This window comes from Mycetocola sp. TRD_SC_2 (assembly GCF_055361225.1).
The window spans coordinates 1,390,989-1,414,640 of record NZ_CM143954.1 but is presented as its reverse complement, the minus strand read 5'-3'; the positions used below and the strand labels follow the sequence as shown (position 1 = coordinate 1,414,640).

25 protein-coding genes are annotated in these 23,652 nt (G+C 64.6%); 16 read left to right on the top strand and 9 right to left on the bottom strand.

Annotated elements, in window-relative coordinates; all coding sequences use genetic code 11:
• Positions 1–262: 262 nt before the first annotated feature.
• Complete coding sequence (locus ACWA1Q_RS06745; protein WP_463760553.1) at positions 263–1,183, top strand: heme o synthase; 921 nt, start codon at positions 263–265, stop codon at positions 1,181–1,183.
• Positions 1,184–1,457: 274 nt separating this feature from the next.
• Here ACWA1Q_RS06745 and ACWA1Q_RS06740 read toward each other — a convergent pair whose 3' ends face one another.
• Complete coding sequence (locus ACWA1Q_RS06740) at positions 1,458–2,417, bottom strand: COX15/CtaA family protein (protein ID WP_463760551.1); 960 nt, start codon at positions 2,415–2,417, stop codon at positions 1,458–1,460.
• A gap of 274 nt (positions 2,418–2,691) precedes the next feature.
• Here ACWA1Q_RS06740 and sufB point away from each other — a divergent pair, with 274 nt between their 5' ends.
• The 7 genes from sufB (at position 2,692) to ACWA1Q_RS06705 (ending at position 9,662) form a co-directional block, all read left to right on the top strand.
• Positions 2,692–4,110 (top strand): Fe-S cluster assembly protein SufB, encoded by a 1,419-nt coding sequence (sufB, locus tag ACWA1Q_RS06735; RefSeq protein ID WP_463760548.1) that lies wholly within the window; start codon positions 2,692–2,694, stop codon positions 4,108–4,110.
• 6 nt (positions 4,111–4,116) lie between these two features.
• The gene (gene sufD, locus ACWA1Q_RS06730; protein WP_463760796.1) at positions 4,117–5,328 is read left to right on the top strand and encodes a Fe-S cluster assembly protein SufD; all 1,212 of its coding nucleotides are present in this window, start codon (positions 4,117–4,119) and stop codon (positions 5,326–5,328) included.
• A gap of 2 nt (positions 5,329–5,330) precedes the next feature.
• Positions 5,331–5,654 (top strand): non-heme iron oxygenase ferredoxin subunit, encoded by a 324-nt coding sequence (locus tag ACWA1Q_RS06725; RefSeq protein WP_463760546.1) that lies wholly within the window; start codon positions 5,331–5,333, stop codon positions 5,652–5,654.
• Positions 5,655–5,658: 4 nt separating this feature from the next.
• Positions 5,659–6,426, top strand: coding sequence for a Fe-S cluster assembly ATPase SufC (gene sufC, locus ACWA1Q_RS06720; protein WP_463760545.1), 768 nt, complete (start codon positions 5,659–5,661; stop codon positions 6,424–6,426).
• Between the two features lie 9 nt (positions 6,427–6,435).
• On the top strand, positions 6,436–6,765 hold the full coding sequence (locus ACWA1Q_RS06715) for a metal-sulfur cluster assembly factor (protein WP_121672186.1): 330 nt from the start codon (positions 6,436–6,438) through the stop codon (positions 6,763–6,765).
• Positions 6,766–6,792: 27 nt separating this feature from the next.
• Positions 6,793–7,962 (top strand): MalY/PatB family protein, encoded by a 1,170-nt coding sequence (locus tag ACWA1Q_RS06710; protein ID WP_463760544.1) that lies wholly within the window; start codon positions 6,793–6,795, stop codon positions 7,960–7,962.
• Between the two features lie 101 nt (positions 7,963–8,063).
• A complete protein-coding gene (locus ACWA1Q_RS06705; protein WP_463760542.1) occupies positions 8,064–9,662 on the top strand; it encodes an ABC-F family ATP-binding cassette domain-containing protein in 1,599 nt (532 codons plus the stop codon).
• 9 nt (positions 9,663–9,671) lie between these two features.
• On the opposite strand, the gene ACWA1Q_RS06700 is transcribed toward ACWA1Q_RS06705, so the two are convergent.
• From ACWA1Q_RS06700 to ACWA1Q_RS06690, 3 genes are read right to left on the bottom strand one after another with little or no spacing between them, the layout of a single operon-like run.
• Entirely contained in the window at positions 9,672–10,517 is an 846-nt protein-coding gene (locus ACWA1Q_RS06700; RefSeq protein WP_463760541.1) for an SURF1 family cytochrome oxidase biogenesis protein, read from the bottom strand.
• On the bottom strand, positions 10,514–10,738 hold the full coding sequence (locus tag ACWA1Q_RS06695) for a hypothetical protein (protein ID WP_463760539.1): 225 nt from the start codon (positions 10,736–10,738) through the stop codon (positions 10,514–10,516). The genes ACWA1Q_RS06700 and ACWA1Q_RS06695 overlap by 4 nt, the downstream gene beginning before the upstream one ends.
• On the bottom strand, positions 10,735–11,037 hold the full coding sequence (locus ACWA1Q_RS06690; protein WP_463760538.1) for a DUF3099 domain-containing protein: 303 nt from the start codon (positions 11,035–11,037) through the stop codon (positions 10,735–10,737). The genes ACWA1Q_RS06695 and ACWA1Q_RS06690 overlap by 4 nt, the downstream gene beginning before the upstream one ends.
• Positions 11,038–11,138: 101 nt before the next feature.
• Here ACWA1Q_RS06690 and ACWA1Q_RS06685 point away from each other — a divergent pair, with 101 nt between their 5' ends.
• Positions 11,139–11,861: a beta-ketoacyl-ACP reductase gene (locus ACWA1Q_RS06685; RefSeq protein WP_463760537.1), complete on the top strand. Its 723-nt coding sequence runs from the start codon at positions 11,139–11,141 to the stop codon at positions 11,859–11,861.
• A gap of 15 nt (positions 11,862–11,876) precedes the next feature.
• Here ACWA1Q_RS06685 and serB read toward each other — a convergent pair whose 3' ends face one another.
• Both serB and ACWA1Q_RS06675 read right to left on the bottom strand, forming a co-directional pair.
• Complete coding sequence (gene serB, locus ACWA1Q_RS06680) at positions 11,877–12,548, bottom strand: phosphoserine phosphatase SerB (RefSeq protein WP_463760535.1); 672 nt, start codon at positions 12,546–12,548, stop codon at positions 11,877–11,879.
• On the bottom strand, positions 12,545–13,789 hold the full coding sequence (locus ACWA1Q_RS06675) for a glucose-1-phosphate adenylyltransferase (protein WP_463760534.1): 1,245 nt from the start codon (positions 13,787–13,789) through the stop codon (positions 12,545–12,547). The genes serB and ACWA1Q_RS06675 overlap by 4 nt, the downstream gene beginning before the upstream one ends.
• Before the next feature lie 46 nt (positions 13,790–13,835).
• On the opposite strand from ACWA1Q_RS06675, the gene glgA reads away from it, so the two are divergent.
• The 3 genes from glgA (at position 13,836) to ACWA1Q_RS06660 (ending at position 16,220) form a co-directional block, all read left to right on the top strand.
• A complete protein-coding gene (gene glgA, locus ACWA1Q_RS06670) occupies positions 13,836–15,023 on the top strand; it encodes a glycogen synthase (RefSeq protein WP_463760532.1) in 1,188 nt (395 codons plus the stop codon).
• 48 nt (positions 15,024–15,071) lie between these two features.
• Positions 15,072–15,854, top strand: a complete 783-nt coding sequence (locus tag ACWA1Q_RS06665) for an ABC transporter ATP-binding protein (protein WP_463760530.1) — start codon at positions 15,072–15,074, stop codon at positions 15,852–15,854.
• Positions 15,855–15,968: 114 nt separating this feature from the next.
• Positions 15,969–16,220, top strand: a complete 252-nt coding sequence (locus ACWA1Q_RS06660) for a type B 50S ribosomal protein L31 (RefSeq protein ID WP_121672176.1) — start codon at positions 15,969–15,971, stop codon at positions 16,218–16,220.
• 293 nt (positions 16,221–16,513) lie between these two features.
• On the opposite strand, the gene ACWA1Q_RS06655 is transcribed toward ACWA1Q_RS06660, so the two are convergent.
• Positions 16,514–17,215 (bottom strand): exonuclease domain-containing protein, encoded by a 702-nt coding sequence (locus ACWA1Q_RS06655; RefSeq protein ID WP_463760529.1) that lies wholly within the window; start codon positions 17,213–17,215, stop codon positions 16,514–16,516.
• A gap of 38 nt (positions 17,216–17,253) precedes the next feature.
• Positions 17,254–19,002 (bottom strand): maltose alpha-D-glucosyltransferase, encoded by a 1,749-nt coding sequence (gene treS / locus ACWA1Q_RS06650; RefSeq protein ID WP_463760527.1) that lies wholly within the window; start codon positions 19,000–19,002, stop codon positions 17,254–17,256.
• A 115-nt stretch (positions 19,003–19,117) separates the two neighbouring features.
• On the opposite strand from treS, the gene ACWA1Q_RS06645 reads away from it, so the two are divergent.
• Positions 19,118–20,014: an alpha/beta fold hydrolase gene (locus ACWA1Q_RS06645; protein ID WP_463760525.1), complete on the top strand. Its 897-nt coding sequence runs from the start codon at positions 19,118–19,120 to the stop codon at positions 20,012–20,014.
• Positions 20,011–20,580, top strand: coding sequence for a hypothetical protein (locus ACWA1Q_RS06640; protein ID WP_463760524.1), 570 nt, complete (start codon positions 20,011–20,013; stop codon positions 20,578–20,580). Before ACWA1Q_RS06645 ends, ACWA1Q_RS06640 begins: the two co-directional genes overlap by 4 nt.
• Positions 20,581–20,608: 28 nt before the next feature.
• Here ACWA1Q_RS06640 and ACWA1Q_RS06635 read toward each other — a convergent pair whose 3' ends face one another.
• The gene (locus ACWA1Q_RS06635) at positions 20,609–21,457 is read right to left on the bottom strand and encodes a Sir2 family NAD-dependent protein deacetylase (protein WP_463760522.1); all 849 of its coding nucleotides are present in this window, start codon (positions 21,455–21,457) and stop codon (positions 20,609–20,611) included.
• A gap of 115 nt (positions 21,458–21,572) precedes the next feature.
• Here ACWA1Q_RS06635 and ACWA1Q_RS06630 point away from each other — a divergent pair, with 115 nt between their 5' ends.
• Together ACWA1Q_RS06630 and ACWA1Q_RS06625 are read left to right on the top strand one after the other, a co-directional pair.
• Positions 21,573–22,379, top strand: coding sequence for a TrmH family RNA methyltransferase (locus ACWA1Q_RS06630; RefSeq protein ID WP_463760520.1), 807 nt, complete (start codon positions 21,573–21,575; stop codon positions 22,377–22,379).
• Between the two features lie 35 nt (positions 22,380–22,414).
• A complete protein-coding gene (locus tag ACWA1Q_RS06625; RefSeq protein ID WP_463760519.1) occupies positions 22,415–23,647 on the top strand; it encodes a D-alanyl-D-alanine carboxypeptidase family protein in 1,233 nt (410 codons plus the stop codon).
• Positions 23,648–23,652: the final 5 nt, after the last annotated feature.

The following is a 23,652-nucleotide window of genomic DNA, read 5'->3' as shown; positions in this document are numbered from 1 at the left end:
ATCGACGTCGTCGGGCCATCTCTGGCCCGCTAACTGAGCGTGAAACACGCACATTTGGCTTCATTGGCTCCGTCGGACACAACTCCGACGACGAGAACGACGACTGGGAGAGCACCACAAACGGTTTGGCGAGCGCTTTCAGTATAGGGAACGCCGCATGCATATGACGGGGAGGTTACGTCCTGAGGCCCAGTCTGGTAGCGGGCTTAATCGTTCCTACTCCTCGCCTAGAATGGGGGAGCAAGCCACCGTAAGAGGAGCGATGAACATTGCTGTAGAAGACCGCGTCACGCCACAACGCGTGAGCGCCGTCGACAAGGTCAAGGGATACATCTCCCTCACGAAACCCCGCGTGATGGAACTTCTCCTGGTCACCACCGTGCCGGTCATGATCCTTGCCGAAGGCGGAATCCCGAACCTCTGGCTCGTTCTCGCCACTGTGATCGGTGGTGCGATGAGCGCAGGAAGCGCTGGCGCCTTCAACTGCTACATCGACCGCGACATCGACAAGGTGATGAAGCGCACGAGCAAGCGGCCGCTCGTCACGGGCGTGCTCAGCCCGCGCGAAGCTCTCGTCTTCTCCTGGACCCTCGCTGTTCTCTCCACGGTCTGGCTGTATTTCACGACCAACCCGCTCACCGCGGCCCTCTCGGTCGGCGCGATTTTCTTCTACGTCGTCATCTACACGCTCTGGCTCAAGCGCTGGACTTCTCAGAACATAATCTGGGGTGGAATCGCCGGATGCTTCCCCGTGCTCATCGGCTGGGCCGCCGTCGCGAATTCGCTGAGCTGGGCACCCGTCATCCTCTTCGCCGTCGTGTTCCTCTGGACACCGCCGCACTACTGGCCGCTGTCGATGAAGTACCGCGAGGACTACCGCGCGGCCGGCGTCCCGATGCTCTCGGTCGTCCGTGGCCGGGCGCAGGTCGGCCTGCAGGTCATCCTCTACGCCTGGGCGACGGTCGCATGTTCGCTTCTTCTCGTCCCCGTCGCATCGATGGGTATCCTCTACACGGTTGTCGCCGCGGCATCCGGTGGCTGGTTCATCTATGAGACCCACCGCCTGTACAACCTTGCGATTCGCCACGAGCACGTGTCACCGATGCGGGTCTTCCACGGGTCGATCAGTTACTTGACGCTGTTGTTCCTCGCTGTCGGTATCGACCCGCTGCTGCCCTTCTAGTCAGACGCCGACCGCGGACGCGGACAGCGCTGAGCACCGAGGGCTCCGGGTCCCATGACTGGAACGTCGAGTCGCCAGACAATGCTGCTCGGGAGCAGCCTCAACGACGAAACGTGGGGACTCAAGGGTTCGAGCGGTCCGTAAGGGTCGCTCACATTCGCCGCGAACGGCCCTTGTGGACCGACCGATCGCCCGAGTGACCTTATGGGACCGCTCGCTGGGCGTCACCCGCGTGAACGCTCCTCCGGGGCCGGTCGAGGGGCGGGGGAGTGCCCTAGGAGGACTGGAGCGATTCCGCCGGTTCTGCTGCCGTTGACAGTTTTGCCGGTGTCTTGAGGTGAAGCACAGTCACCGTCATGGCCGCGGCGAGCACGCACGCCAGCACCATGTGGATCCCCACAAGGAGTTCTGGCAGCCCCATCCGGGCCTGGGCGACACCGACAACGATCTGAACGCCCTCGACGACGAGCACGAGCGCTGAGGGGAAGCGCAGGCTCGGCACGGGGAGCAGCCACGCGGCGGCGACGACCGCCACAGTCAGCGCGAGCGAGATGTACGCGGGCCACGAATGCACGTGCTGCAAGAACTCGGAGTCGAGTCCGTTGCGCGCCGCTCCCTTATCGCCGGCGTGCGGCCCCGACCCGGTCGTGAGGACACCGACAACGATCGTCACGGCGACGAAGAACGCGGCAGCGTGGGTTGTCGCCGACAACCACACCGGTGCGGTCCGCACCCTCGCGCCGTTGCCGTTGTAGACCCGGAACACCAGTACTGAGCCGAGCACGACAAGCGTCACACTCAGGATGAAGTGCAGGCCAACGACATACGGGTTCAGGCCGCTGAGCACCGTGATGCCGCCGACGACGGCCTGGAACAGGACGCTGCAGGCCGGGATGAGAGTGAGGATGAAGAGGTCGCGGCGGCGCTTGCGGTATTTGAGCACGAACAGGAGAGCGAAGATCGCGATGATCTGGAGCACGAAGAACAGTGTGCGGTTGCCGAACTCGATGACGCCGTGGATGCCCATTTCGGGCGTCGAGACAAAAGACTCGGCCGTGCACTTCGGCCAGGTCGGGCAGCCGAGCCCCGAACCGGTGAGGCGAACAGCACCACCCGTTCCGACGAGAACTGTCTGAGCCACGAGGTTCAGCCATGCCACCACGCGCACCCGTCGGTCGACATCCGTCGGTAGCCAGTTCCAGAATTGTCTGGCCCCCTGTGCAATTCGGTTCACGGTCGAGCATTCCTCTACTTGTGGTGTTGCTGTGACTGGTCTCTGAGCCTCGTGCTATTTACCGCCACAACCTGTAGAATCATGGGGTTCATGCATTTAAGTCTGGCACTCGCCAGCGAACGGCGCGGGAGCAGCGCGGCCCCCGTCCTTGAACAATTGTAGATACGCAAAATCAGCCGCCTGCACATTCCTGAGCAACTCCTGTTGTTTCGGCGTGCGCGGGAATGTGCCGCGCAGAAATCCTGTTAGGCAGCTGAGAAGGAAAGAGGTAGACATGTCAGACGTTCTGATAGACCGCCCCGAACTCGAAAGCCTTGGGCAGTACGAATTCGGATGGGCCGACTCAGACGCCGCAGGCGCTTCCGCCCGGCGTGGAGTTTCTCCCGAAGTCGTCTCGGACATCTCCGCCCTCAAGTCTGAACCGGAGTGGATGCTTCAGCGTCGGCTCAAGGGACTCTCGCTCTTCGAGCGCAAGCCGATGCCGTTGTGGGGTGCAGACCTCTCGGAGATCGACTTCGACAACATCAAGTACTTCGTCCGCTCCACCGAGAAGCAGGCACAGACCTGGGAAGACCTCCCGGACGACATCAAGAACACGTACGAGAAGCTCGGCATCCCCGAGGCGGAACGCCAGCGCCTCGTCTCCGGAGTCGCAGCACAGTACGAATCCGAAGTGGTCTACCACCAGATCAACGAGGACCTTGAGCGCCAGGGTGTCATCTTCATGGACACCGACACCGCTCTTCGGGAGCACCCGGAGATGTTCGAGGAATACTTCGGAACGGTGATCCCGGCCGGCGACAACAAGTTCGCCGCTCTCAACACGGCCGTCTGGTCCGGTGGATCATTCGTGTACGTGCCGCCTGGTGTCCACGTCGAGATTCCGCTACAGGCCTACTTCCGGATCAACACCGAGAACATGGGGCAGTTCGAGCGCACGCTCATCATCGCCGACGAGGGCAGCTACGTTCACTACATCGAGGGCTGCACCGCCCCGATCTACAAGTCCGACTCACTGCACTCCGCCGTCGTCGAGATCGTCGTGAAGAAGAACGCCCGCGTTCGCTACACGACCATCCAGAACTGGTCGAACAACGTCTACAACCTCGTCACCAAGCGCGCCACGGCCGCTGAGGGCGCGACGATGGAGTGGATCGACGGCAACATCGGTTCCAAGGTCACCATGAAGTACCCGTCCATCTACCTGATGGGCGAGCACGCCAAGGGCGAGACCCTCTCCGTCGCGTTCGCCGGCCCCGGCCAGCACCAGGACGCCGGTGCGAAGATGATCCACATGGCGCCGTACACCCAGTCGTCGATCGTCTCGAAGTCGATCGCCCGCGGAGGTGGACGCGCCGGTTACCGTGGAGAAGTCCGTGTCGACGCCAACGCGCACCACTCGGCGAACACCGTTCGTTGTGATGCGCTCCTGGTCGACACCATCTCGCGAAGCGACACCTACCCAGCCATCGACATCCGGATCGACGATGTGCAGCTCGGGCACGAAGCAACGGTCTCCAAGGTCAGCGAAGAGCAGCTCTTCTACCTCATGAGCCGCGGCATGCCGGAGGACGAGGCCATGGCGATGATCGTCCGTGGCTTCATTGAGCCGATCGCTCGTGAACTGCCCATGGAATACGCACTCGAACTCAACAAGCTCATTGAAATGGGCATGGAAGGATCGGTCGGCTAAATGACGATCTCCGCGCCGGAAGCAACACCCACCAAGCTCGAACAGACCGGGCAGCTGGGTTACAAGAAGCACACCGACGGTGGATGGGGAGTCGTTCCGATCCAGACCAGGTCCGACAGGTTCCGTTCGACCAACGTCGCCGACTTCCCTGCCCTCACGGGTCGTGAAGCTGTGTGGAAGCTCACGCCGATCGACCGGATCTCCGATCTGATCGACGGCGAGCTCGACGGCGGCGAATACGCTTACTCAGCGACGGCGGTCGACGGTGTCGACATCCGCTGGGTCGACCGCGATGACTCCCGTATCGGCACCGCAGGGACGCCGGAAGAGCGCGGCTCGGCGAACGCCTGGACCCGGTTCGACAAGGCTCTCGCCATCACCGTTTCCGGTGAAGAAGCGAAGACCGTGCGAGTCGACCGCTCCCAGTTCGGCAACGCCCCTCGCGCTGCCCACGTTCTCATCGAGGCCAAGCCGTTCAGTTCTGCGCTCGTCATCCTCGAGAACACCGGATCGGCGCGCCTGAGCGAGAACGTCGAGATCCTTGTTGGGGACGGAGCCGACCTCACCGTCGTCACCGTGCAGCAGTGGGATGACGACGCGGCACACCTCGCGTCGCACTTCACCGTCGTTGGGCGCGACGCCCGCGTGAAGCACGTCGTCGTCACCCTCGGCGGGAGTGTCGTGCGTATCAACCCGTCGACCCACCTCAACGCGCAGGGCGGCGAGGTCGAAGCACTCGGCTTGTACTTCGCCGACGCAGGCCAGCACCTCGAGCAGCAGGTCTACGTCAACCATGACGCCCCGAACACCCGGAGCCGTGTCACCTACAAGGGCGCACTCCAGGGTGAGGGTGCCCGCACCGTCTGGATTGGTGACGTGCTCATCCGCCAGACGGCTACGGCGACCGACAGCTACGAGCAGAACCGCAATCTCGTCCTCACCGACGGAACCCGCGCTGACTCCATCCCCAACCTCGAGATCGAAACCGGTGACATTGCCGGCGCCGGGCACGCCAGTGCGACCGGCCGGTTCGATGACGAGCAGTTGTTCTACCTGCAGGCTCGTGGAATAACGGAGGAAGAGGCACGCCGCCTCGTCGTCCGCGGATTCCTCACCGAAATCGTCCAGCAGATCGGCGACGCCGACCTTCAGGCGCGCCTCGAAGTCGCGATCGAAGAAGAACTGAGCGGAACCAGCCTGACGTCGGACGGACGGTAACTGTGGCCGAACGTGTCTGTGCGCTCAGCGACCTCGCGGTCAACCAGGCCAAACGTGTCGTCGTCGACGGCATCCCAATTGCTCTTGTGCTCGACGGCAACGGCGATGTCCACGCGATCGGCGACACCTGCACCCACGGAGACATCTCGCTGTCCGAGGGTTTCGTCGAAGACGACACCCTCGAGTGCTGGGCGCACGGCTCCCAGTTCTCCCTCCTCACCGGCAAGCCACTGACGCTTCCCGCATATGAACCCGTCCCGGTCTACGCCGTAGAGCTGACCGACGGAAACATTTTCATCGACCCGACTGTAACGAAAGAGATCTGACACCATGTCTGTACTTGAAATCCGCGACCTGCACGTCAGTGTCGAGACCGAACAGGGATCCAAGCCCATCCTGCGTGGCGTCGACCTCACCATCAAGAAGGGTGAGACGCACGCCATCATGGGGCCCAACGGCTCCGGCAAGTCCACCCTCGCCTACACCATCGCCGGTCACCCGAAGTACACCGTCGACTCCGGCTCGATCACCCTCGACGGCGTCGACGTCCTGGAGATGAGCGTCGACGAGCGTGCCCGTGCCGGTCTCTTCCTCGCCATGCAGTACCCGGTCGAGATCCCCGGTGTGACCGTCACGAACTTCCTCCGCACCGCGAAGACCGCGATCGACGGTGAGGCACCGCCCATCCGTCACTGGATCAAGGACGTCAAGAACTCGATGAAGGAGCTCCGGATGGATGCCACCTTCGCCGAGCGGAACGTCAACGAGGGATTCTCCGGTGGAGAGAAGAAGCGCCACGAGATCCTCCAGATGGAACTGCTCAAGCCGACATTCGCCGTCCTCGACGAGACCGACTCCGGACTCGACGTCGACGCGCTGAAGATCGTGTCGGAGGGCGTCAACCGCGCCAAGGAGAACACCAACCTCGGAGTGCTCCTCATCACGCACTACACGCGGATCCTCCGTTACATCAAGCCGGACTTCGTGCACGTTTTCGTTGACGGACGCATCGCCGAGCAGGGTGGGCCCGAGCTGGCCGACCGTCTCGAGGACGAGGGTTACGACCGTTTCCTCGTCGGCGAAGCGACGACGGCGTAGGCTTAAGCCATGGTCAGCACACTGAGCCCACAGCGCTTCGACGAAGTCGAGGAAGCCCTCAAGGACGTGATGGACCCCGAACTCGGGATCAACATCGTCGACCTTGGGCTGATTTACGACCTCGGCTGGGACGACGAAAACAACGCGCTCATCATCCACATGACGTTGACAAGCGCCGGATGCCCGCTCACCGATGTTCTCGAGGAGCAGACGGCGCAGGCTCTTGACAACGTGGTCGACGCATTCCGGATCAACTGGGTCTGGATGCCGCCGTGGGGTCCCGAGAAGATCACGGACGACGGGCGCGACATGATGCGCGCGCTCGGCTTCTCGATCTAAGCGGGTTCCACGGGATATCGTCGGAGGATGACAGAAGTCTCCTCCGACCCGATCAACGTTCTGCGTTCCCGGACGAGCGAGAAATGGGCGGAGCATCCCGACGACGTTCTGCCGTTGTTCGTCGCCGAGATGGATTATCCGCTCGCGGACCCCATCCGTCAGGTCCTGCACGAGGCGATCGACCGCGGTGATGCCGGTTACGTCGCGTCGGCGAACCCGCTCGCCGACGCTTTTCGCGGGTTCGCCGGCAGACGGTGGAGCTGGGGTCTGACGGATGCGACGCTCCTGTCGACGGCGGATGTCAGCATGGGCATTGTGGAGATTCTCCGCCGGGTGACGACGCCGGGGGACCGTGTCGTCGTCACGCCACCGGTCTACCCGCCGTTCTTCGACCTCGTGGCCGAGGCGGGAGCATCCGTCACCGTCGTTCCCCTCGTCGATGCCGGGGACGGACCGCGGCTCGACCTCGACGGGCTCGAAGAAGCCTTCACCGGAGGCGCGAAAGCCTTCGTCCTCTGCAACCCGCACAATCCGCTCGGTCTGCTCCACCGCAGGGACGAGCTCGCTCGCGTCGCGGAACTCGCGCTGGCGTCCGGTGTTCGAGTGATCAGCGACGAGATCCACGCGCCCCTCACCCATGCCGGCGCGACATTCGTGCCGTACCTCAGCGCTTCTGCCACCGCGAGAGAGCACGGCCTCGCCCTGCACTCGGCGAGCAAGGCCTGGAACATCGCCGGGCTCAAGTGCGCTCTGATGGTGGCGGAGGGGGAGGAGCCGAAAGCAATTCTTGCCGGACTGCCACTCGAAGTGACGTGGCGAACCGGCCAGTTCGGGATGCTCGCGAGCACCGCCGCCTACCGGGAGAGTGAGGACTGGCTCGACGGTGCCGTTGCCGCGATCACAGCGAACCTCGATCTTCTCGAGGACCTGCTTCGGGATTCCCTTCCCAAGGTGTCCTGGCGACGTCCGAACGCCGGGTATCTCGCCTGGCTCGACTTTCGCGGTCGCGGCTGGGGCGACGACCCGGCAGCGCACATCCTTGAGGAGGCGAAGGTCGCGCTGAGCCCGGGGCTCGGCTTCGGCGTCGGGGGGACCGGGTGGGCGCGCATCAATGTCGCCTGCTCACCGGATCTTCTCACGGAGGCGGTGCGGCGTATCGCGACACTCCCTCCCGGGCACACCGGGTTGGCGACCTGAGCGGTGCGGCGAGCTCCCAGCCGGGACACCGTAGACTGTTGGGTTGACCCCCTTAATTTTCGCGCCATTTGTGGCGCTCCCGAAGGAACTGGAACAACGTTTTGCTGAGTGTGCACGATCTCGAAATTCGCGTCGGGGCACGGGTTCTCATGGACGATGTCAACTTCCGCGTCTCCGCAGGCGACAAGATCGGCCTCGTCGGCCGTAACGGCGCAGGGAAGACAACATTGACCAAGGTCCTCGCCGGTGAGCTCCAGCCGTCGAACGGCAAGGTGGAACGCTCGGGCGAACTCGGTTACCTGCCGCAGGACCCGCGTTCGGGCGACCCCGAAGAACTCGCACGGACGCGAATTCTCAACGCCCGCGGGCTCGGCAGCCTCGTCCTCGGCATGCACGAGGCGACGCTGGGAATGGCGTCCGAGGATGCCGCGACGAGCGCAGCAGCGATGAAGAAGTACGGGAACCTCGAGGAGCGTTTCCAGATGCTCGGCGGCTACGCAGCCGAGGCGGAGGCCGCGTCGATCGCGAGCAACCTCAACCTGCCCGACCGGATCCTCGACCAGCAGCTCAAGACCCTCTCCGGTGGACAGCGCCGCCGAATCGAACTGGCGCGGATCCTGTTCTCCGACGCGCGGACGATGATCCTCGACGAACCAACCAACCACCTCGACGCCGATTCGGTGATTTGGCTGCGCGAGTTCCTCAAGACCTACACCGGCGGCTTCATCGTCATCACCCACGATGTCGAACTGGTCGGAGAGACCGTCAACAAGGTGTTCTACCTCGACGGCAACCGCCAGGTCATCGATGTCTACAACATGAACTGGAAGAACTACCAGCGTCAGCGTGCCGCCGACGAGGAGCGTCGCAAGAAGGAACGCGTCAACGTCGAGAAGAAGGCGACGTCGCTGCAGCTCCAGGCAGCGAAGTTCGGCGCGAAGGCATCCAAGGCTGCCTCCGCCCACCAGATGGTGGCGCGAGCTGAGAAGATGCTTTCCGGCCTCGACGACGTCCGCGCCGTCGACCGGGTCGCGAAACTGCGATTCCCGGAACCGGCGCCGTGTGGCCGTACCCCACTGATGGCATCCAACCTGTCACGCAGCTATGGGTCGTTGGAGATCTTCACAGCCGTCGACCTCGCCATCGACCGCGGCTCCAAGGTTGTCATCCTCGGCCTCAACGGTGCGGGAAAAACAACGCTGCTGCGGATCCTCGCGGGCGTCGATACCCCCGACACCGGGGAGGTGGAGCCCGGCCACGGCCTCCGCATCGGGTACTACGCCCAGGAGCACGAGACCCTTGACGTCAAGCGCAGCGTGCTCGAGAACATGGTCTCGTCGTCACCGCACATCACCGAGACCGAAGCCCGGAGAGTGCTCGGTTCGTTCCTGTTCACCGGAGACGACTCGCACAAGCCAGCCGGTGTCCTCTCCGGTGGTGAGAAGACCAGACTCGCCCTCGCGATGATCGTCGTCTCCGGTGCAAACGTGCTTCTCCTCGATGAGCCCACGAACAACCTCGACCCCGCAAGCCGTGCCGAAATTCTCGATGCCCTCGCGCACTACGCCGGCGCCGTCGTCCTCGTCAGCCACGACGAGGGCGCTGTGCAGGCCCTCAACCCTGAGCGCGTGCTCATCCTGCCCGACGGCGTCGAGGACCACTGGAACAAGGACTACCTGGAGCTCATCGAGCTCGCCTGATGCCTCCGCTCAGCGGAGGGATGCGTCAAGGATGTCGTCCTCGACGTCGGAGTCTGAGCGTTTCGCTGCCCGTTTGCGCTCGCGCTGATCGGCTCGCGCCTTCTCGGCGGGGTCGTCGGCGTTGAGGTGGCGGTACTCCTCCCGGATGGCATAGCCCAGGAAGGCGAATCCGAGCAGGGCGAACACGATCCACTGCAGTGCGTAGGAGAGGTGCGAACCCTCACTCAGCTCGGGTTTGAACGCGGGGAGCGGCCGATCATCGACCGGAGCAGGGGTCTCTGACGCCATGAGGCCGTACGCGCCGGTGAAGACAGGTGCATCGATCCGCTCGGCGAACTGGGATAACTCCACTGTCGCGATTTGTCCCTCGGGGGCGGTACGGCCGGGCAGGGACGGCTCGCCCGGCTTGAGCCGGGCGGTGACAGCGACCTCGCCCTCCGGCGGTGCCGGGATCACGTCAGGGAGGTCCTGCGCGTTGCCGGTCGGCAGCCAGCCGCGGTTGACGACGAAGACGCTTCCGTCGGTGAGGCGAAGCGGGGTGAGGACCTCGAATCCCGGCTGCCCGTTGCGTGGGCGGTTACGCACGAGGACCTGCTCGTCTTCGAGATAGGTTCCGTTGAGTGCGACAGGTGTCCATTCGACGCTGTCCTCCCAGTCTTCGGGGGAGTCGAGCGCGTCACGAAGCGGAATCGCCTCGTTTTCATAATTCTCGAGCACGAGGGAGTTCTCGAGCCGCTTCTCCTCCAGCCGTGCCACCTGCCAGTTGGAGAGCAGAACGCACACGATCGCGAAGACCATCGCGACAGCGAGGTACCCGAACCAGCGCCGGCTGATGACGAAACGCCAATTCTTCACGGTGCATCCTCCGGGTTCAATGCGACGGTCCTGACGGGGAAGTCGCGCGCGGCGAGGAAGCCCCGGAGATAATCCGAGTGCTCATCGCAGGCGAGCCAGACCTTGACCCGGTCCTCGGAGTGAATTTTGGGATTGCGCCATTCGATCCGCCATCCGGCCGTGGCGGAGCATCCGGCCCTGGAACAGGCGAACTGCTCAGGCTCTGAGAAAAGTGAGATCATGACGCCTGTCGGTCTGGCCGGTCCTGATCGCGGAGAACCCGCTCAGGTATGGCGACGACACCATCCGGTCGCAGCACCGTGGAATCAACCCTCGGCGCCCCGACGTTCGCGAGCACGACCGCCACGTATGGCAGCCCGATCGCACCCGCTGCGAACACGAATTGCCACCATCCCGTCGTCACCAACATCAGCACAAGGCACACCACACGGACGCTCATCGCAATCGTGTACTTGAGCATTCGTGACCGCCGCTCCGCTTCGGGAGACGGGGGGAGTGAGGTGATGGATGGCTGTTTCATTCACTCCAAGACTACGCTTGTTTTCGTACCTCCAGCAGGGTTGACGATCGGCTTGCGTGACGTCGAACCACTGGGATTTTCCTCACCACCGGAAGGCCGACATGCCCCACTCTGACTTCACTCCGCGCACCGTACTCGTAACGGGAGGAAACCGGGGGATCGGTTTCGCCATCGCGGAGGAATTCGTCTCGCTCGGGCACCGTGTGGCCGTAACAGCACGTTCGGGGGAGGGCCCGGCAGGCAGCTTCACGGTGCGGGCGGATGTCACGGATGCAACATCGATCGATGCCGCGTTCACCGAGATCGAAGCGGAGTACGGGCCGGTCGAGGTCGTCGTCGCGAACGCGGGAATCACCCGCGACACGCTCCTCATGCGAATGAGCGAGGACGACTTCGACAGCGTCGTCAACACCAACCTCGGCGGATCGTTCCGGGTCGTGAAGCGTGCGTCGAAGGGCATGCTCAAGGCTCGCTTCGGCCGGATCATCCTCATCTCGAGCGTCGTCGGGCTGTACGGCGGCCCAGGCCAGGTCAATTACGCCGCATCGAAGGCGGGCCTCGTCGGCATGGCGAGATCGATTACCCGCGAACTCGGGGCTCGGGGAATCACCGCCAACGTGGTCGCGCCCGGCTTCATCGAAACCGACATGACGGCTGAGCTTCCCGAGGCGACCCAGACCGAGTACAAGAAGAGCATCCCCGCCGGCCGGTTCGCCACACCCACCGAGGTCGCGCGGGTCGTCGCGTGGCTGGCGGGCGACGACGCCGGCTATATCTCAGGCGCTGTCATCCCCGTCGACGGCGGACTGGGAATGGGCCACTAGCCCGAGCGCTCTGGGTCAGCCGCGGAGCCCGAGCAGCGGGAGCACGTCGGCAAGGTCGACATTCTCGAGCACGACATCCGCCCCGGCGCGCACGGCGGGCTTGGCGTTGAAGGCAACGCTGAGTCCCGCCTCCGCCATCATTTTGAGGTCGTTCGCCCCGTCGCCGATCGCGACGGTCCGCGACACCGGCACGCCGGCATCCGTTGCCCATTCGATAAGGGCGGATGCTTTCGCCGCCGCGTCGACGATCGGGCCGTCCACCCGGCCGGTGAGGAGCCCGTCGGCGAGCTCGAGCCGGTTGGCACGCCACACATCGAGACCGAGGGTGGCTGCGAGCGGGTCGAGAAGTTCGTGAAACCCGCCGGAGACGACGCCGACGATACCGCCGGCAGCGTGGACGCCAGCGATAAGCTCGTGCACCCCGCGGGTCGGTCGGATCCGGGAGGACACCGTCGCGAAAACCGAGTCGGGGAGTCCGGCGAGCGTGGCGACACGGCCGCGCAGGCTCTCGGCGAAGTCGAGTTCACCCCGCATGGCGCTCTCGGTCACCCGGGCGACGACATCGCGGGTTCCCGCCTCCTCAGCGAGAAGTTCGATGACCTCGTTTTCGATGAGAGTGGAATCGGCGTCGAGCACGACAAGGAACCGGGCCGGCACACTCGGTGCCGGCGACGTGAAAGGACTCATCGGGTAACGCGCAGCCCCTTGCCGACCACTGTCAGGCCGGATTCCGTCACGGTGAAGCCCCGGGCGCGGTCACGTTCCGGGTCCACACCGACCGAGGCGCCGGCCTCGACCACAACGTCCTTGTCGAGGATCGCGCGCCGCACCGTGGCATCCGGCCCCACGTCGACGCGGTCGAACAGCACGGAGTCGACAACGCTCGCGCCCGACTCGACCTTCGACCAGGACCCGAGGACGCTGCGCTCGATGTGGGCGCCCGAAATGAGCGAACCGAGCGACACAATCGAGTCGATGACCGTACCCAGGTTGCCCTTCGCATCCCGGACGAATTTGGCCGGGGGGGAGTTGAGCTGCTGGCTGAAGATCGGCCATTCACTGTTGTACAGGTTGAAGATCGGCAGGGTCGAAATGAGATCCTGGTGCGCTTCGAAGAACGAATCGATCGTCCCGACGTCCCGCCAGTAGTACCGGTCACGGTCGGTGGACCCCGGCACGTCGTTGTTCTTGAGGTCGAACACGCCGGCATCGCCGCGATTCACGAAGTCGGGGATGATGTCGCCACCCATGTCGTGGTTCGAGTCCGTCCGCTCGCCGTCACGAATGACGGCCTCGATGAGCGCGTCGGTGTTGAAGACGTAGTTACCCATCGACGCGAGGACTTCCTGCGGCGAATCGGCAAGGCCTTCGGCGTTGATCGGCTTCTCGAGGAACTCTGAAATCTTCGTCGGGTCGTCCTTGTCGAGCTGAATCACGCCGAACTGGTCGCTCAGTTCGATCGGCTGGCGGATCGCGGCAACCGTCGCACCGCGGCCGGATTCGATGTGGGCATGCACCATGTCACGGAAGTCCATCCGGTACACGTGGTCAGCGCCGACGACGACGACGATATCCGGCTTTTCGTCACGGATGAGGTTGAGGCTTTGAAGTATCGCGTCGGCAGAACCGGAGAACCACCGTTTGCCGAGACGCTGCTGCGCGGGAACGGATGCCACGTAGGCGTTGAGAAGGCCTGACAACCGCCAGGTCTGCGACACGTGACGGTCGAGGCTGTGCGACTTGTACTGGGTCAGCACCACGATCTGGGTCAACCCGGAATTGATGAGGTTGGAGAGCGCGAAGTCGATCAGCCGGTACTGGCCCGCGAATGGGACAGCCGGTTTTGCCCTGTCAGCCGTGAGTGGCATGAGGCGTTTTCCTTCGCCACCAGCGAGGACAATTCCAAAGATCTTCTTCGATGCGACCATGCCACAACACTAGAGGCAACCCCATACGTGTACTAGCGTTCGAGTCATGCGAGTCGATCTTCTTACCCGGGAATACCCACCAGAAATCTATGGCGGAGCCGGCGTCCACGTCGCCGAACTCGTCGCAGCGATGCGGGGTGAGATCGACGTCACCGTGCGCTGCTTCGGCGAGCAACGGGGCGAGGCGAATACCTTCGCCTACCAGGTCCCGTCCGAACTGGCAGGCGCGAACGGTGCGCTCACCACCCTCGGTACCGACCTCCTGATGGCGCAGGACGCCGCGGGGGCCGACCTCGTTCACTCGCACACCTGGTACGCGAACGGCGCCGGGCATCTCGCGAAGCTGCTCCACGGCATCCCGCACATCGTCTCCGCGCACAGCCTCGAACCGCTGCGGCCGTGGAAGGCCGAACAGCTCGGAGGCGGTTACCGCGTCTCAAGCTGGATCGAGAAGACCGCCTTCGAAGCTGCGGATGCCGTCATCGCCGTCAGCAACGGCATGCGGCGCGACATCCTCCGGAGCTACCCCGCACTGGACGGGTCCCGCGTGCACACCATCTACAACGGCATCGACCTCGACGCGTGGAAGCCGGTTCACGACGACGACCTCGTGCGGTCGATGGGCATCGATCCCACGCGGCCGAGCATCGTCTTCGTCGGGCGGATCACCCGGCAGAAGGGACTGCCGTACCTTCTGCGGGCCGCATCGCTCCTTCCGCCTGAGGTCCAGCTCGTGCTGTGCGCCGGTGCGCCGGACACGCCCGAGATCCTTGCCGAGGTCGAGGCTGGGGTTCGCGAACTCCAGAAGGAACGCTCCGGGGTGGTCTGGATCGACCGGCTGCTGCCGAGGCACGAACTCTGCGCCGTCCTCACCGCCGCGACGACCTTTGTCTGCCCGTCCGTGTACGAGCCGCTCGGCATCGTCAACCTCGAAGCGATGGCGTGCGGGGCCGCCGTCGTCGGAACCGCGACCGGCGGCATCCCCGAGGTTGTCGATGACACGGTCACCGGCCGGCTCGTCCCGATCGAGCAGGTAACGGATGGGACAGGGACCCCGGTGGACCCCGACAAGTTCGTTGCCGACCTCGCCGCGACGCTCACCGAGGTCGTGTCCGATCAGGACGCAGCCGCCGCGATGGGTGTCGCCGGGCGGGAGAGGGCGGAGCGCGAGTTCAGCTGGGAGCGGATCGGCGCCGAAACCATTGCGTTATACCGCTCGGTGCTCGGTCGCTGACGCGCGCGTCCGGCACGAATGACCGGTTGCGACGGATAGGCTAGAGACATGTCGAGCGTTTTGCAGTTGAGTGACGTATCGGTCGTTCGAAACGGCCGTGCCATCGTGGATTCCGTGTCGTGGACGGTCGAAGCCGACCAGCGCTGGGTGGTGCTCGGGCCGAACGGCGCCGGGAAGACCACCGTGCTCCAGCTGGCGTCGACGCTCATGCACCCGAGTTCGGGCACGGTCGAGATTCTCGACTCCGAACTCGGCAAGGTGGATGTCTTCGAGCTTCGCCCGCGGATCGGTATCGCGTCGACCGCGATGGCGCGTCGGGTTCCGTTCGAGGAGAGCGTGCTCAACGTCGTCATGACGGCGGCGTACTCGGTCACCGGTCGCTGGAACGAAGACTACGAGGACATCGACGTGAAGCGCGCCCGCCGCGTGCTCGCCGAGTGGAGCCTTGAGGACCTCGCCGACCGCAAGTTCGGAACCCTGAGCGACGGCGAGCAGAAGCGAGTACAGATCGCCCGTTCGGTCATGACCGACCCCGAACTTCTTCTTCTCGACGAGCCGGCGGCGAGTCTCGACCTCGGTGCCCGCGAAGAACTCGTCAAGCTGCTCGGCGGATACGCCCAGTCGGAGGAGTCTCCCGCCATCGTCATGGTCACGCACCACGTCGAAGAGGTCCCGGTCGGCTTCACCCACGCTCTGCTCCTGGCCGACGGCAAAGTCACGGCATCGGGCCCACTGGCCGAGGCTCTCACGAGCGACACGCTGTCCGAAACCTTCGGTCTCCCGATCGAACTGACCGAACGCGACGGGCGCTTCAGCGCGCGTGCCCAGTAGCCTCCGTTCTCTGATAAAGTAGGTAGCTGGTCCAATGGGCCGTCTGCTTTCTTGCCGCATTTCGCGTGCGGGCGAGACTGAAACAATTCCTCCGAAACTTACAAGGAAGTCCTCATGAAGACTGACATCCACCCCGACTACAAGCCGGTTGTTTTCCGCGACCTCGCCTCAGGCGCAGTGTTCCTCACGCGTTCGACCGTGGGCAGCTCGAAAACCATGGAGTGGGAGGACGGCAACGTCTACCCCGTCATCGACGTTGAGATCTCCTCGGAGTCACACCCGTTCTACACGGGCAAGCAGCGCATCATGGACTCGGCCGGACGCGTCGAGAAGTTCAACAAGCGCTTCAAGGGCTTCGGCAACTAATTCTCTTTCGAGAAAAGCCCGCGACCATTTCGGTCGCGGGCTTTTTTTCGTGCCCGCGCGGCATGGCGGCGCACGCTTTGCAGGAGATCGCAGGCGCTACAGGAGAGAAAGCGCTGAAATCTCCTGAAAACCGTGCGATCTCCTGTTTGAGCCGCCTTGTTTCCTTCTCCGACGTTCAGCGGCGCCCGGCAGCGAACCGTGAACAGCCCCGTGGCGTCCACCGAGCGAGCACGCTCGAGCGCCGATGAACCGACGCGCAACCTTTCGCAAACCGTGCGTCGCTCGCCGTGCGGTCAGCGCACCGGCCACCCGGTCGCTGCCACGAACGTCGCGTCGCGGTTGCGTCGCATGTAGTCCTGGAAGCTGTCGGCCTGGTCCTGACACCAGCCCTCCTGCAACCGGTGCAACTCGATCGCATCGACGTTGAGCGCCCGGGAGTGAGTGCGGGCGATGGCCTGGGCCACTCGGCCGGCAGCGATCGCGTCTGCGCCGGCATCGTGGGCATCGGTGAGTTCGACACCATAGTGGAGCGCAGCGGCCACGAGGGTTCGCTTGCCCTTACGATATCGATCGACGGCCTTGTCGATCACGAGGGGGTCGATGACCGGCGACGGGTTGAGGAGCGGCGCGACGTGGTGGCGGAGTGACTCGTGGAACAGCAACGACAGGTCGTACGGCGCGTTGTAGATGACGACGGGGATGCCGGCGTCGAAGTAGCCGCGCAGTTCAGCCACGATCTCGGCGACAACGAGTGGCGCCGGGCGGCCCTCTGCCTGTGCCCGCTCGGTGGTGATGCCGTGGACAGCAGTCGCCTGCTCGGGGATGGCGACACCGGGATCGGCGAGCCAGTCCCGCCGGCGGAGAACCTCGCCGCGCCCATCGAGGAGCCCGACGTTCGCGCTGACGATGCGGCTCGTCACGACGTCGATACCGGTGGTCTCGAGGTCGAAGACGGCGAGCGATTCGGACCAGGGTGTTACTGCAGTTATCTCCACGGGACTCACGCTAGGGCGCACCACCGACAGGTCCTCGCTCACGCGCGACGCCGCTGTGAGAAGGGGGAGTCCGTCGGCCGCGCAACGTGCAGCCAGTAGAAGCTCTGGGTGGCAAGGGTGAGCGTCACTTCGCCGTTCTCATCGAACGAGGGGAACTCGCCCCCGCCGAAGAGATCGAACAGGCGGCATCCGGCGAGGTCGGGAGCGACGATGGTCGTCGAGATCGGGTGGTGCGAGAAGCTGAAGACGCAGAGGATGTCTTCCTTCTCGTCGCCGATGTGGCCGCCCATGTGACCACCGGTGCCCTCATAGCTGCGAACGAAGCTCAGCACCGACTCGTGGTTGTTCGGGACCACCTCGACCGAGCCGAGCCCGAACGCGGGGTGTCCCTTGCGCACATGGATGACGTTGCGCACCCAGTGCAGCAGTGAGCGGGACTGGGCGAGCTGGGACTCGACGTTGACCAGGGTGTAGTTGAACACGAGCGACTGGACAACGGGAAGGTACAGCTTGCCTGGGTCGGCCGTGGAGAACCCGGCGTTGCGGTCGGGCGTCCACTGCATCGGCGTGCGCGAGGAGTCACGGTCGGCGAGCCAGATGTTGTCACCCATTCCGATCTCATCCCCGTAGTAGATGAACGGGCTGCCCGGGAGGGAGAACAACAGCGCATGGGCGAGTTCGAGCTCTGCACGGGAGTTGTCGAGCAGGGGAGCGAGGCGACGCCGGATCCCGACGTTCGCGCGCATCCGTGGGTCGTAGGCGTACCAGCCGTACATCGCCTGCCGGTATTCTTCGCTGACCATCTCGAGGGTGAGTTCGTCGTGATTGCGGAGGAAGACCGCCCAGCCCGCCCAGTCGGGAACATCCGTCGTCTCCGAGAGAACCCGGACCAGCTCTTCCGCCTGCTGGGATCGCAGTGAGTAGAAGATTCTTGGCATCACCGGGAAGTCGAATGCCATGTGGCACTCCGGTTCCTCGTCGGTCCCGAAGAACGCGGCGACCTCGCGTGGCCACTGGTTCGCCTCGGCGATCATGATCCGTCCCGGGTACTCCAGGTCGACCATCGCGCGGAGCTTCTTGATGAACGCGTGAGTCTCCGGCTCGCCCTCGCCGTTTCCGTCGTCGGACTCGTAGAGGTACGGGATGGCATCCAGACGGAACCCGTCGACGCCCATGTCGAGCCAGAACCGGACGATGTCGAACATGGCGTCGTGAACGGCCGGGTTCTCGAAGTTGAGGTCGGGCTGGTGCGAGAAGAACCGGTGGAAGAAGAACTGGCGCCTGACCGGGTCGAACGCCCAGTTGGAGTCCTCGGTGTCGGTGAAGATGATCCGGATGTCCGGGTACTTCTGGTCGGTGTCGCTCCAGACGTAGAAGTCGCCGTATGGCCCGTCGGGGTCTTCTCGCGACGCCTGGAACCACTCGTGCTGGTCGGAGGTGTGGTTCAGCGGCATGTCGATGATGACCCGCATGTTCCGCTCGTGGGCCTTGGTCACCAGGTCCTTGAACTCTTCGACGGTGCCGAACTCGGGCAGGATCGACCGGTAATCAGAGACGTCGTAGCCGCCGTCACGCAGGGGAGAGGTGAAGAACGGCGGGAGCCAGAGTGCGTCGACACCGAGCCACTGCAGGTAATCCAGACGCGTGGTCAGACCCTGGAGGTCACCTGAGCCGTCTCCGTTGCTGTCGACGAACGACCGCACCATCACTTCGTAGAAGATCGCCCGGCGATACCAGAGAGGATCTCTCTCGAGACCGGGGAGCTGAATGGGCGCGGTGAAAGTCACTGGTATCGATTCCGTCGGGGCAGGTGCGAGGTGTGGACCCTCGCCGTCGTTGCCCTGATTCTAGGGGGAGCGATGTTCGGTTGCCGGGAGCGAAAAGCCTAAACTGGAATTCCCCATGACTGTCACCTCTCCGTACTCAGCGCGACTCGATCGCATCCCCGTCTCCGCGCACTCCGTCGACATCGACGGCAGCCGGACACGCTACTGGGAATACGGCTCCCAAGGCACCGGGCCGACCGTTGTGATGGTGCATGGCTTCCGCGGCGACCACCACGGCCTCGAACCCGTCGTCGCTCACCTCGAAGGGCTGCACATCCTCAGTCCTGACCTCCCGGGTTTCGGGGAATCAGAGCCACTGTCGACGCCCCACGACATCGACGGCTATGCGAACTGGCTCCGGGCGTTCGTTGCCGCTCTCGATCTGCCGGAGCCGCCGGTGATCCTCGGTCATTCCTTCGGCTCCATCGTCGTTTCCGCGGCTCTCGCGCGCACACCGCTCCGCGCTCCGCTGGTGATCCTTGTCAACCCGATCGCTGCCCCCGCACTTGCCGGGCCACGTGGCATCCTCACCCGGCTCGCCGTCCTGTATTACAAGATGGGCGCGATCCTGCCCGAGCGCCTCGGATTCGCGCTGCTCCGCAACCGGGCAATCGTCCGGGTGATGAGCGTGACCATGGCGAAGACGAAGGACAAGGTTCTGCGTCGCTGGATTCACTCCCAGCACGACCTCTACTTCAGCGCGTTCGGAAACCGGGCGGTTGTTCTCGAGGCGTTCAAGGCATCCGTCGGAAACGACGTCAGCGAATTCGCGTCGGACATCGTCGACCGCACCCTGCTGATCGCGGCCGACCAGGACGACATCACGCCGGTCGCTGCCCAGCACACGCTTGTGCGCCGGTTCCCGGACGCGAAGCTCGAGATCCTCTCCGGAGTCGGGCATCTCATTCACTACGAGGTTCCCGCTGAGGCCGCCGGACTGATCCGCGGCTTCCTCGCGGGGGAGAACGCGTGAAGCTTCTCGTGGACTGCCGCTGGGTGACGGAGGATCCCGACGACCAGCTCAGCCGGATGTCACGTGGCATCGTTCACGCCCTCGCCGAACGCCGGTCGTTCGTGATGATTGTCGGACCGAAGACAGCGCTCCATCTGCTTCCACCCCTGCCCTGGGAACTCCTCGGGTCTCCGTACAGCCCAGCGGAGTTTCTCGCCGGCAGGAAGCTCAGCAGTATCGGCGCCGATGTCGTCTTCACACCCGTTCCCGGGCTGATGGGCGTCGGAAGACGGTTCCGGCTCGTCGTGGCCGGGGGAACGCCTGCGCTTCACAAGGACGCAGATCTGCTCACCCGGATCAGGACTCTGCCGTGGCGGTTCCGGTACACCCGGAGCTGGATGATGCGCTCCGCCGACCTCATCGTCGGAGTATCCCGCGCGCAGCAGAGGACCCTTCTCGGGGACAGCGCGACGGACCAGCCGGTGATCACCCTGCACACCGAGGACGCGGCGAGTGTGTCACCCGGTGTGTGGCGGGAGTCCGCCGCGCAGCTCGACAGCGTGATCGAGGAGTTGACACGGGACTGAGCACCGGTTTGCCGAGCTCTGGGGGTGGTCAGGCGAGCAAGCGCTCCGCCAACGCGGCGAGGGTCTCCGAGGCCCCGGCACCGAGTTTGACCGTCGCACGAGAATCACCCTTCGTCTCACCGCGGTTGATGATGACGATCGGTCGCTTGTTCCGCCTCGCGTGCTCGAGAAGACGGATGCCGGAATTCACGACGAGCGAGGACCCGGCGATCACGAGGGCGTCCGCCTTGCCGACGAGGTCCCGCGCTTCGGCGAACTTGACCGGCGGCACGAATTCGCCGAAGAAGACGACGTCGGGCTTCAGCGGCCCACCACAGACCGAACACGCCGGCGCAATGAAATTCTCGACGGAGCTGATCTCGGCGTCGCCGTCCGGATTGAGCGAGACGGCATCCGGGCTCGACAGCCAGGGGTTCTCGCGGTCGATTCTCGCGGCGATACTCTCCCGCGCAAATGTCTGGCCGCACTGCAGGCAGGAAACGCGGTCCATCGAACCGTGCAGGTCGACGACGCGACGGGATCCGGCGCGCACGTGAAGCCCATCGACGTTCTGCGTGACGATCCCTGTCACGAGACCGGCATTCTCGAGGGTGGCGAGCATGCGGTGCCCGGCGTTGGGCTCGGCAGCGTCGAAGTGCGCCCAGCCGAGGTGGCTTCCCGCCCAGTACCGTTTGTGGGAGTCATCGTTTCGAAGGAACTGGGTCACCGTCATCGGCGTCCGCTTGGGGGCGCCGGCTCCGCGATAGTCGGGGATGCCCGAGTCTGTGCTCACTCCTGCCCCGGTCAGCACGGCGAAGGTGCCACCGGACAGGACGGCGTAGGCTCGATCGAGCCCGCGTTCGTCGAGCTCCGGTGTCGATCCGGTGATCATGGTCATGTCGGCCTTTCGAAAAACCTGTCCTGACCCGAGAGTAAACAATCCGCATGTCCAATTTGTTTCGGATGCCGCGGCCCGGTCTTTCGACAGTACGCCACCACCAGAAGGAATCACCGTGCGAATCGTCCCGATCTCCGACCTCGACACCGACGGGCTCTCCGACTATGCCCGCCTGACGGACGTGGCGCTGCGCCGGGTGAGTGAGCCCGAGGGTGGCCTCTACATCGCGGAGTCGCACAAGGTCATCGCCCGCGCGATCGCCGCCGGTCACGAACCTCGCTCGCTCCTGCTGCAGAAGCGCTGGCTGCCCGACGTCGAACCGTTGCTCGAGCGCTTCCCCGACGTGCCGGTGTACGTGGGAGACTCCGACGTCCTCGAGAAACTGACCGGCTACCACATGCACCGGGGGGCACTCGCTGCGATGCACCGCCCGGAGCTGCCCGACATGGCGACTCTGCTCGCTGATGCCACGCGCGTCGTGATCCTCGAGGACATCGTGGATCACACCAATGTCGGTGCCATCTTCCGTTCGGTCGCGGGCCTCGGAGCCGGCGCTGTCCTCATCACGCCGCGGTGTGCGGACCCGCTCTATCGCCGCAGCGTCCGGGTGAGCATGGGCACCGTCCTGCAGGTGCCGTGGACGCGGATGCCGGAGTGGCCGGAAGCACGCCGAATCCTTGAGGAAGCCGGCTTCCACGTTGCCGCTCTCGCGCTCGACGACCGAGCCATCGGACTCGACGAGTTCGCCGCGAATCCGCCGGAACGGATCGCCATCACGCTCGGCGCTGAGGGTGACGGCCTCAGCGGGCAGGCGCTCGAGGCGGCAGACACGACCGTCATGATCCCGATGCTCCACGGCGTCGACTCGCTCAACGTGGCCTCGGCCAGCGCTGTTGCCCTGTGGGCGCTCCGCCGCCCCTGACCCTCCCGAGAAAATACCGCGGGTAGAATCGTCGGGTGCAGAATTCCCGCCCCGCCGATCGTTCGCGAATGTACCGACGGCGACGGGTGACGGTCTTCAGTGCCCTCGCCATCGTGCTCCTCCTGCTCGGTTACACCTCTCTCGCGGTGCTCCGTCCCATTCCTGCGAACGCCGCGGAACTCGCGCCCGCTGGCGTGATCAGCCAGCCGACGAGCCCGCTCGACTGGCCGTCATTCGGCACCGGGGCCATTGGCGCTGTCGGCACCGACGGGGTCCTCGAGGATTTCGGCCCCCAGGAGTCCACACCGATGGCGAGCATCACCAAGACGGTGACCGCCCTCGTGGTCCTCGACAAGATGCCGCTCGACGAAGGCGAAGGCGGACCCGAACTGACCCTCACCGAAGCCGACGCCCGGATCTACTCGCAGACGATCGCCGAGGGAGGGTCGGCGGCCAAGGTTGCCGTCGGTTCGGTCTTCACCGAACGCCAGTTGCTCGAGGCCATGATGCTGCCGTCCGCCAACAACTACAGCATCACCCTGGCGAACTGGGCGTTCGGTTCGGTGCCATCCTTCCTCGAGGCTGCCCAGGTCTGGCTCTCCGCGCACGAGCTCGCCGGCACCACTCTCGCTGACTCCAGCGGACTCAGCAGCGGAAGCCGGTCGACCCCCGCCGATCTGGTCGCCATCGGCAAGCTCGCACTCGCTCATCCCGTCCTGTCACAGGTGGTGCAGGAGACCAGCGCTGTGCTCCCCGTCATCGGTGAGGTGAAGAACACCAACAAACTTCTCGGATCGAACGGTGTCATCGGGCTGAAAACCGGCACCACACGCGTAGCGGGCGCGTGCCTGCTCTTCGCGGCCGAGGCGAAAATCGGCGATGAGACCGTGATCCTCGTCGGTGTGATCCTCGGCGCGCCGAACCACCGCCAGCTCAACCAGGCCATCACGTCTCTCCTGACCAGCACCACCGCCGGGTTCCACGAGGTGAAACTCGTCGAAGCCGGCGACTCCTACGGCAGCTACACGTCTCCGTGGGGCGCGACGGCGAACATCGTCGCGGCCGAAGACGCGAGCGTGCTTGTCTGGCAGGATGCCGCCGTGACGGTGACCCCGATGGCATCCGCTCTCGAATTCGGCGAGGACGGCCGCACAGTCGGTTCGGTCACGTTCGACCACGCCGGCGAGAGCATCGCCGTTCCGCTCGTGCTCGAGAATGAACTCGAGGGAGCGGACCTGGGCTGGAAGCTCGCCAATCCCTTCGGCTGATCCGC

Coding starts and splice junctions, on each gene's coding strand:
- ACWA1Q_RS06685 (WP_463760537.1), top strand. CDS start 11,139: ATGCCCCACTCTGACTTCACTCCGCGCACCGTACTCGTAACGGGAGGA.
- ACWA1Q_RS06675 (WP_463760534.1), bottom strand. CDS start 13,789: ATGGTCGCATCGAAGAAGATCTTTGGAATTGTCCTCGCTGGTGGCGAA.
- sufB (WP_463760548.1), top strand. CDS start 2,692: ATGTCAGACGTTCTGATAGACCGCCCCGAACTCGAAAGCCTTGGGCAG.
- ACWA1Q_RS06660 (WP_121672176.1), top strand. CDS start 15,969: ATGAAGACTGACATCCACCCCGACTACAAGCCGGTTGTTTTCCGCGAC.
- ACWA1Q_RS06710 (WP_463760544.1), top strand. CDS start 6,793: ATGACAGAAGTCTCCTCCGACCCGATCAACGTTCTGCGTTCCCGGACG.
- serB (WP_463760535.1), bottom strand. CDS start 12,548: ATGAGTCCTTTCACGTCGCCGGCACCGAGTGTGCCGGCCCGGTTCCTT.
- ACWA1Q_RS06635 (WP_463760522.1), bottom strand. CDS start 21,457: ATGACCATGATCACCGGATCGACACCGGAGCTCGACGAACGCGGGCTC.
- ACWA1Q_RS06665 (WP_463760530.1), top strand. CDS start 15,072: ATGTCGAGCGTTTTGCAGTTGAGTGACGTATCGGTCGTTCGAAACGGC.
- sufC (WP_463760545.1), top strand. CDS start 5,659: ATGTCTGTACTTGAAATCCGCGACCTGCACGTCAGTGTCGAGACCGAA.
- ACWA1Q_RS06690 (WP_463760538.1), bottom strand. CDS start 11,037: ATGAAACAGCCATCCATCACCTCACTCCCCCCGTCTCCCGAAGCGGAG.
- ACWA1Q_RS06715 (WP_121672186.1), top strand. CDS start 6,436: ATGGTCAGCACACTGAGCCCACAGCGCTTCGACGAAGTCGAGGAAGCC.
- ACWA1Q_RS06645 (WP_463760525.1), top strand. CDS start 19,118: ATGACTGTCACCTCTCCGTACTCAGCGCGACTCGATCGCATCCCCGTC.
- glgA (WP_463760532.1), top strand. CDS start 13,836: ATGCGAGTCGATCTTCTTACCCGGGAATACCCACCAGAAATCTATGGC.
- ACWA1Q_RS06695 (WP_463760539.1), bottom strand. CDS start 10,738: ATGATCTCACTTTTCTCAGAGCCTGAGCAGTTCGCCTGTTCCAGGGCC.
- ACWA1Q_RS06745 (WP_463760553.1), top strand. CDS start 263: ATGAACATTGCTGTAGAAGACCGCGTCACGCCACAACGCGTGAGCGCC.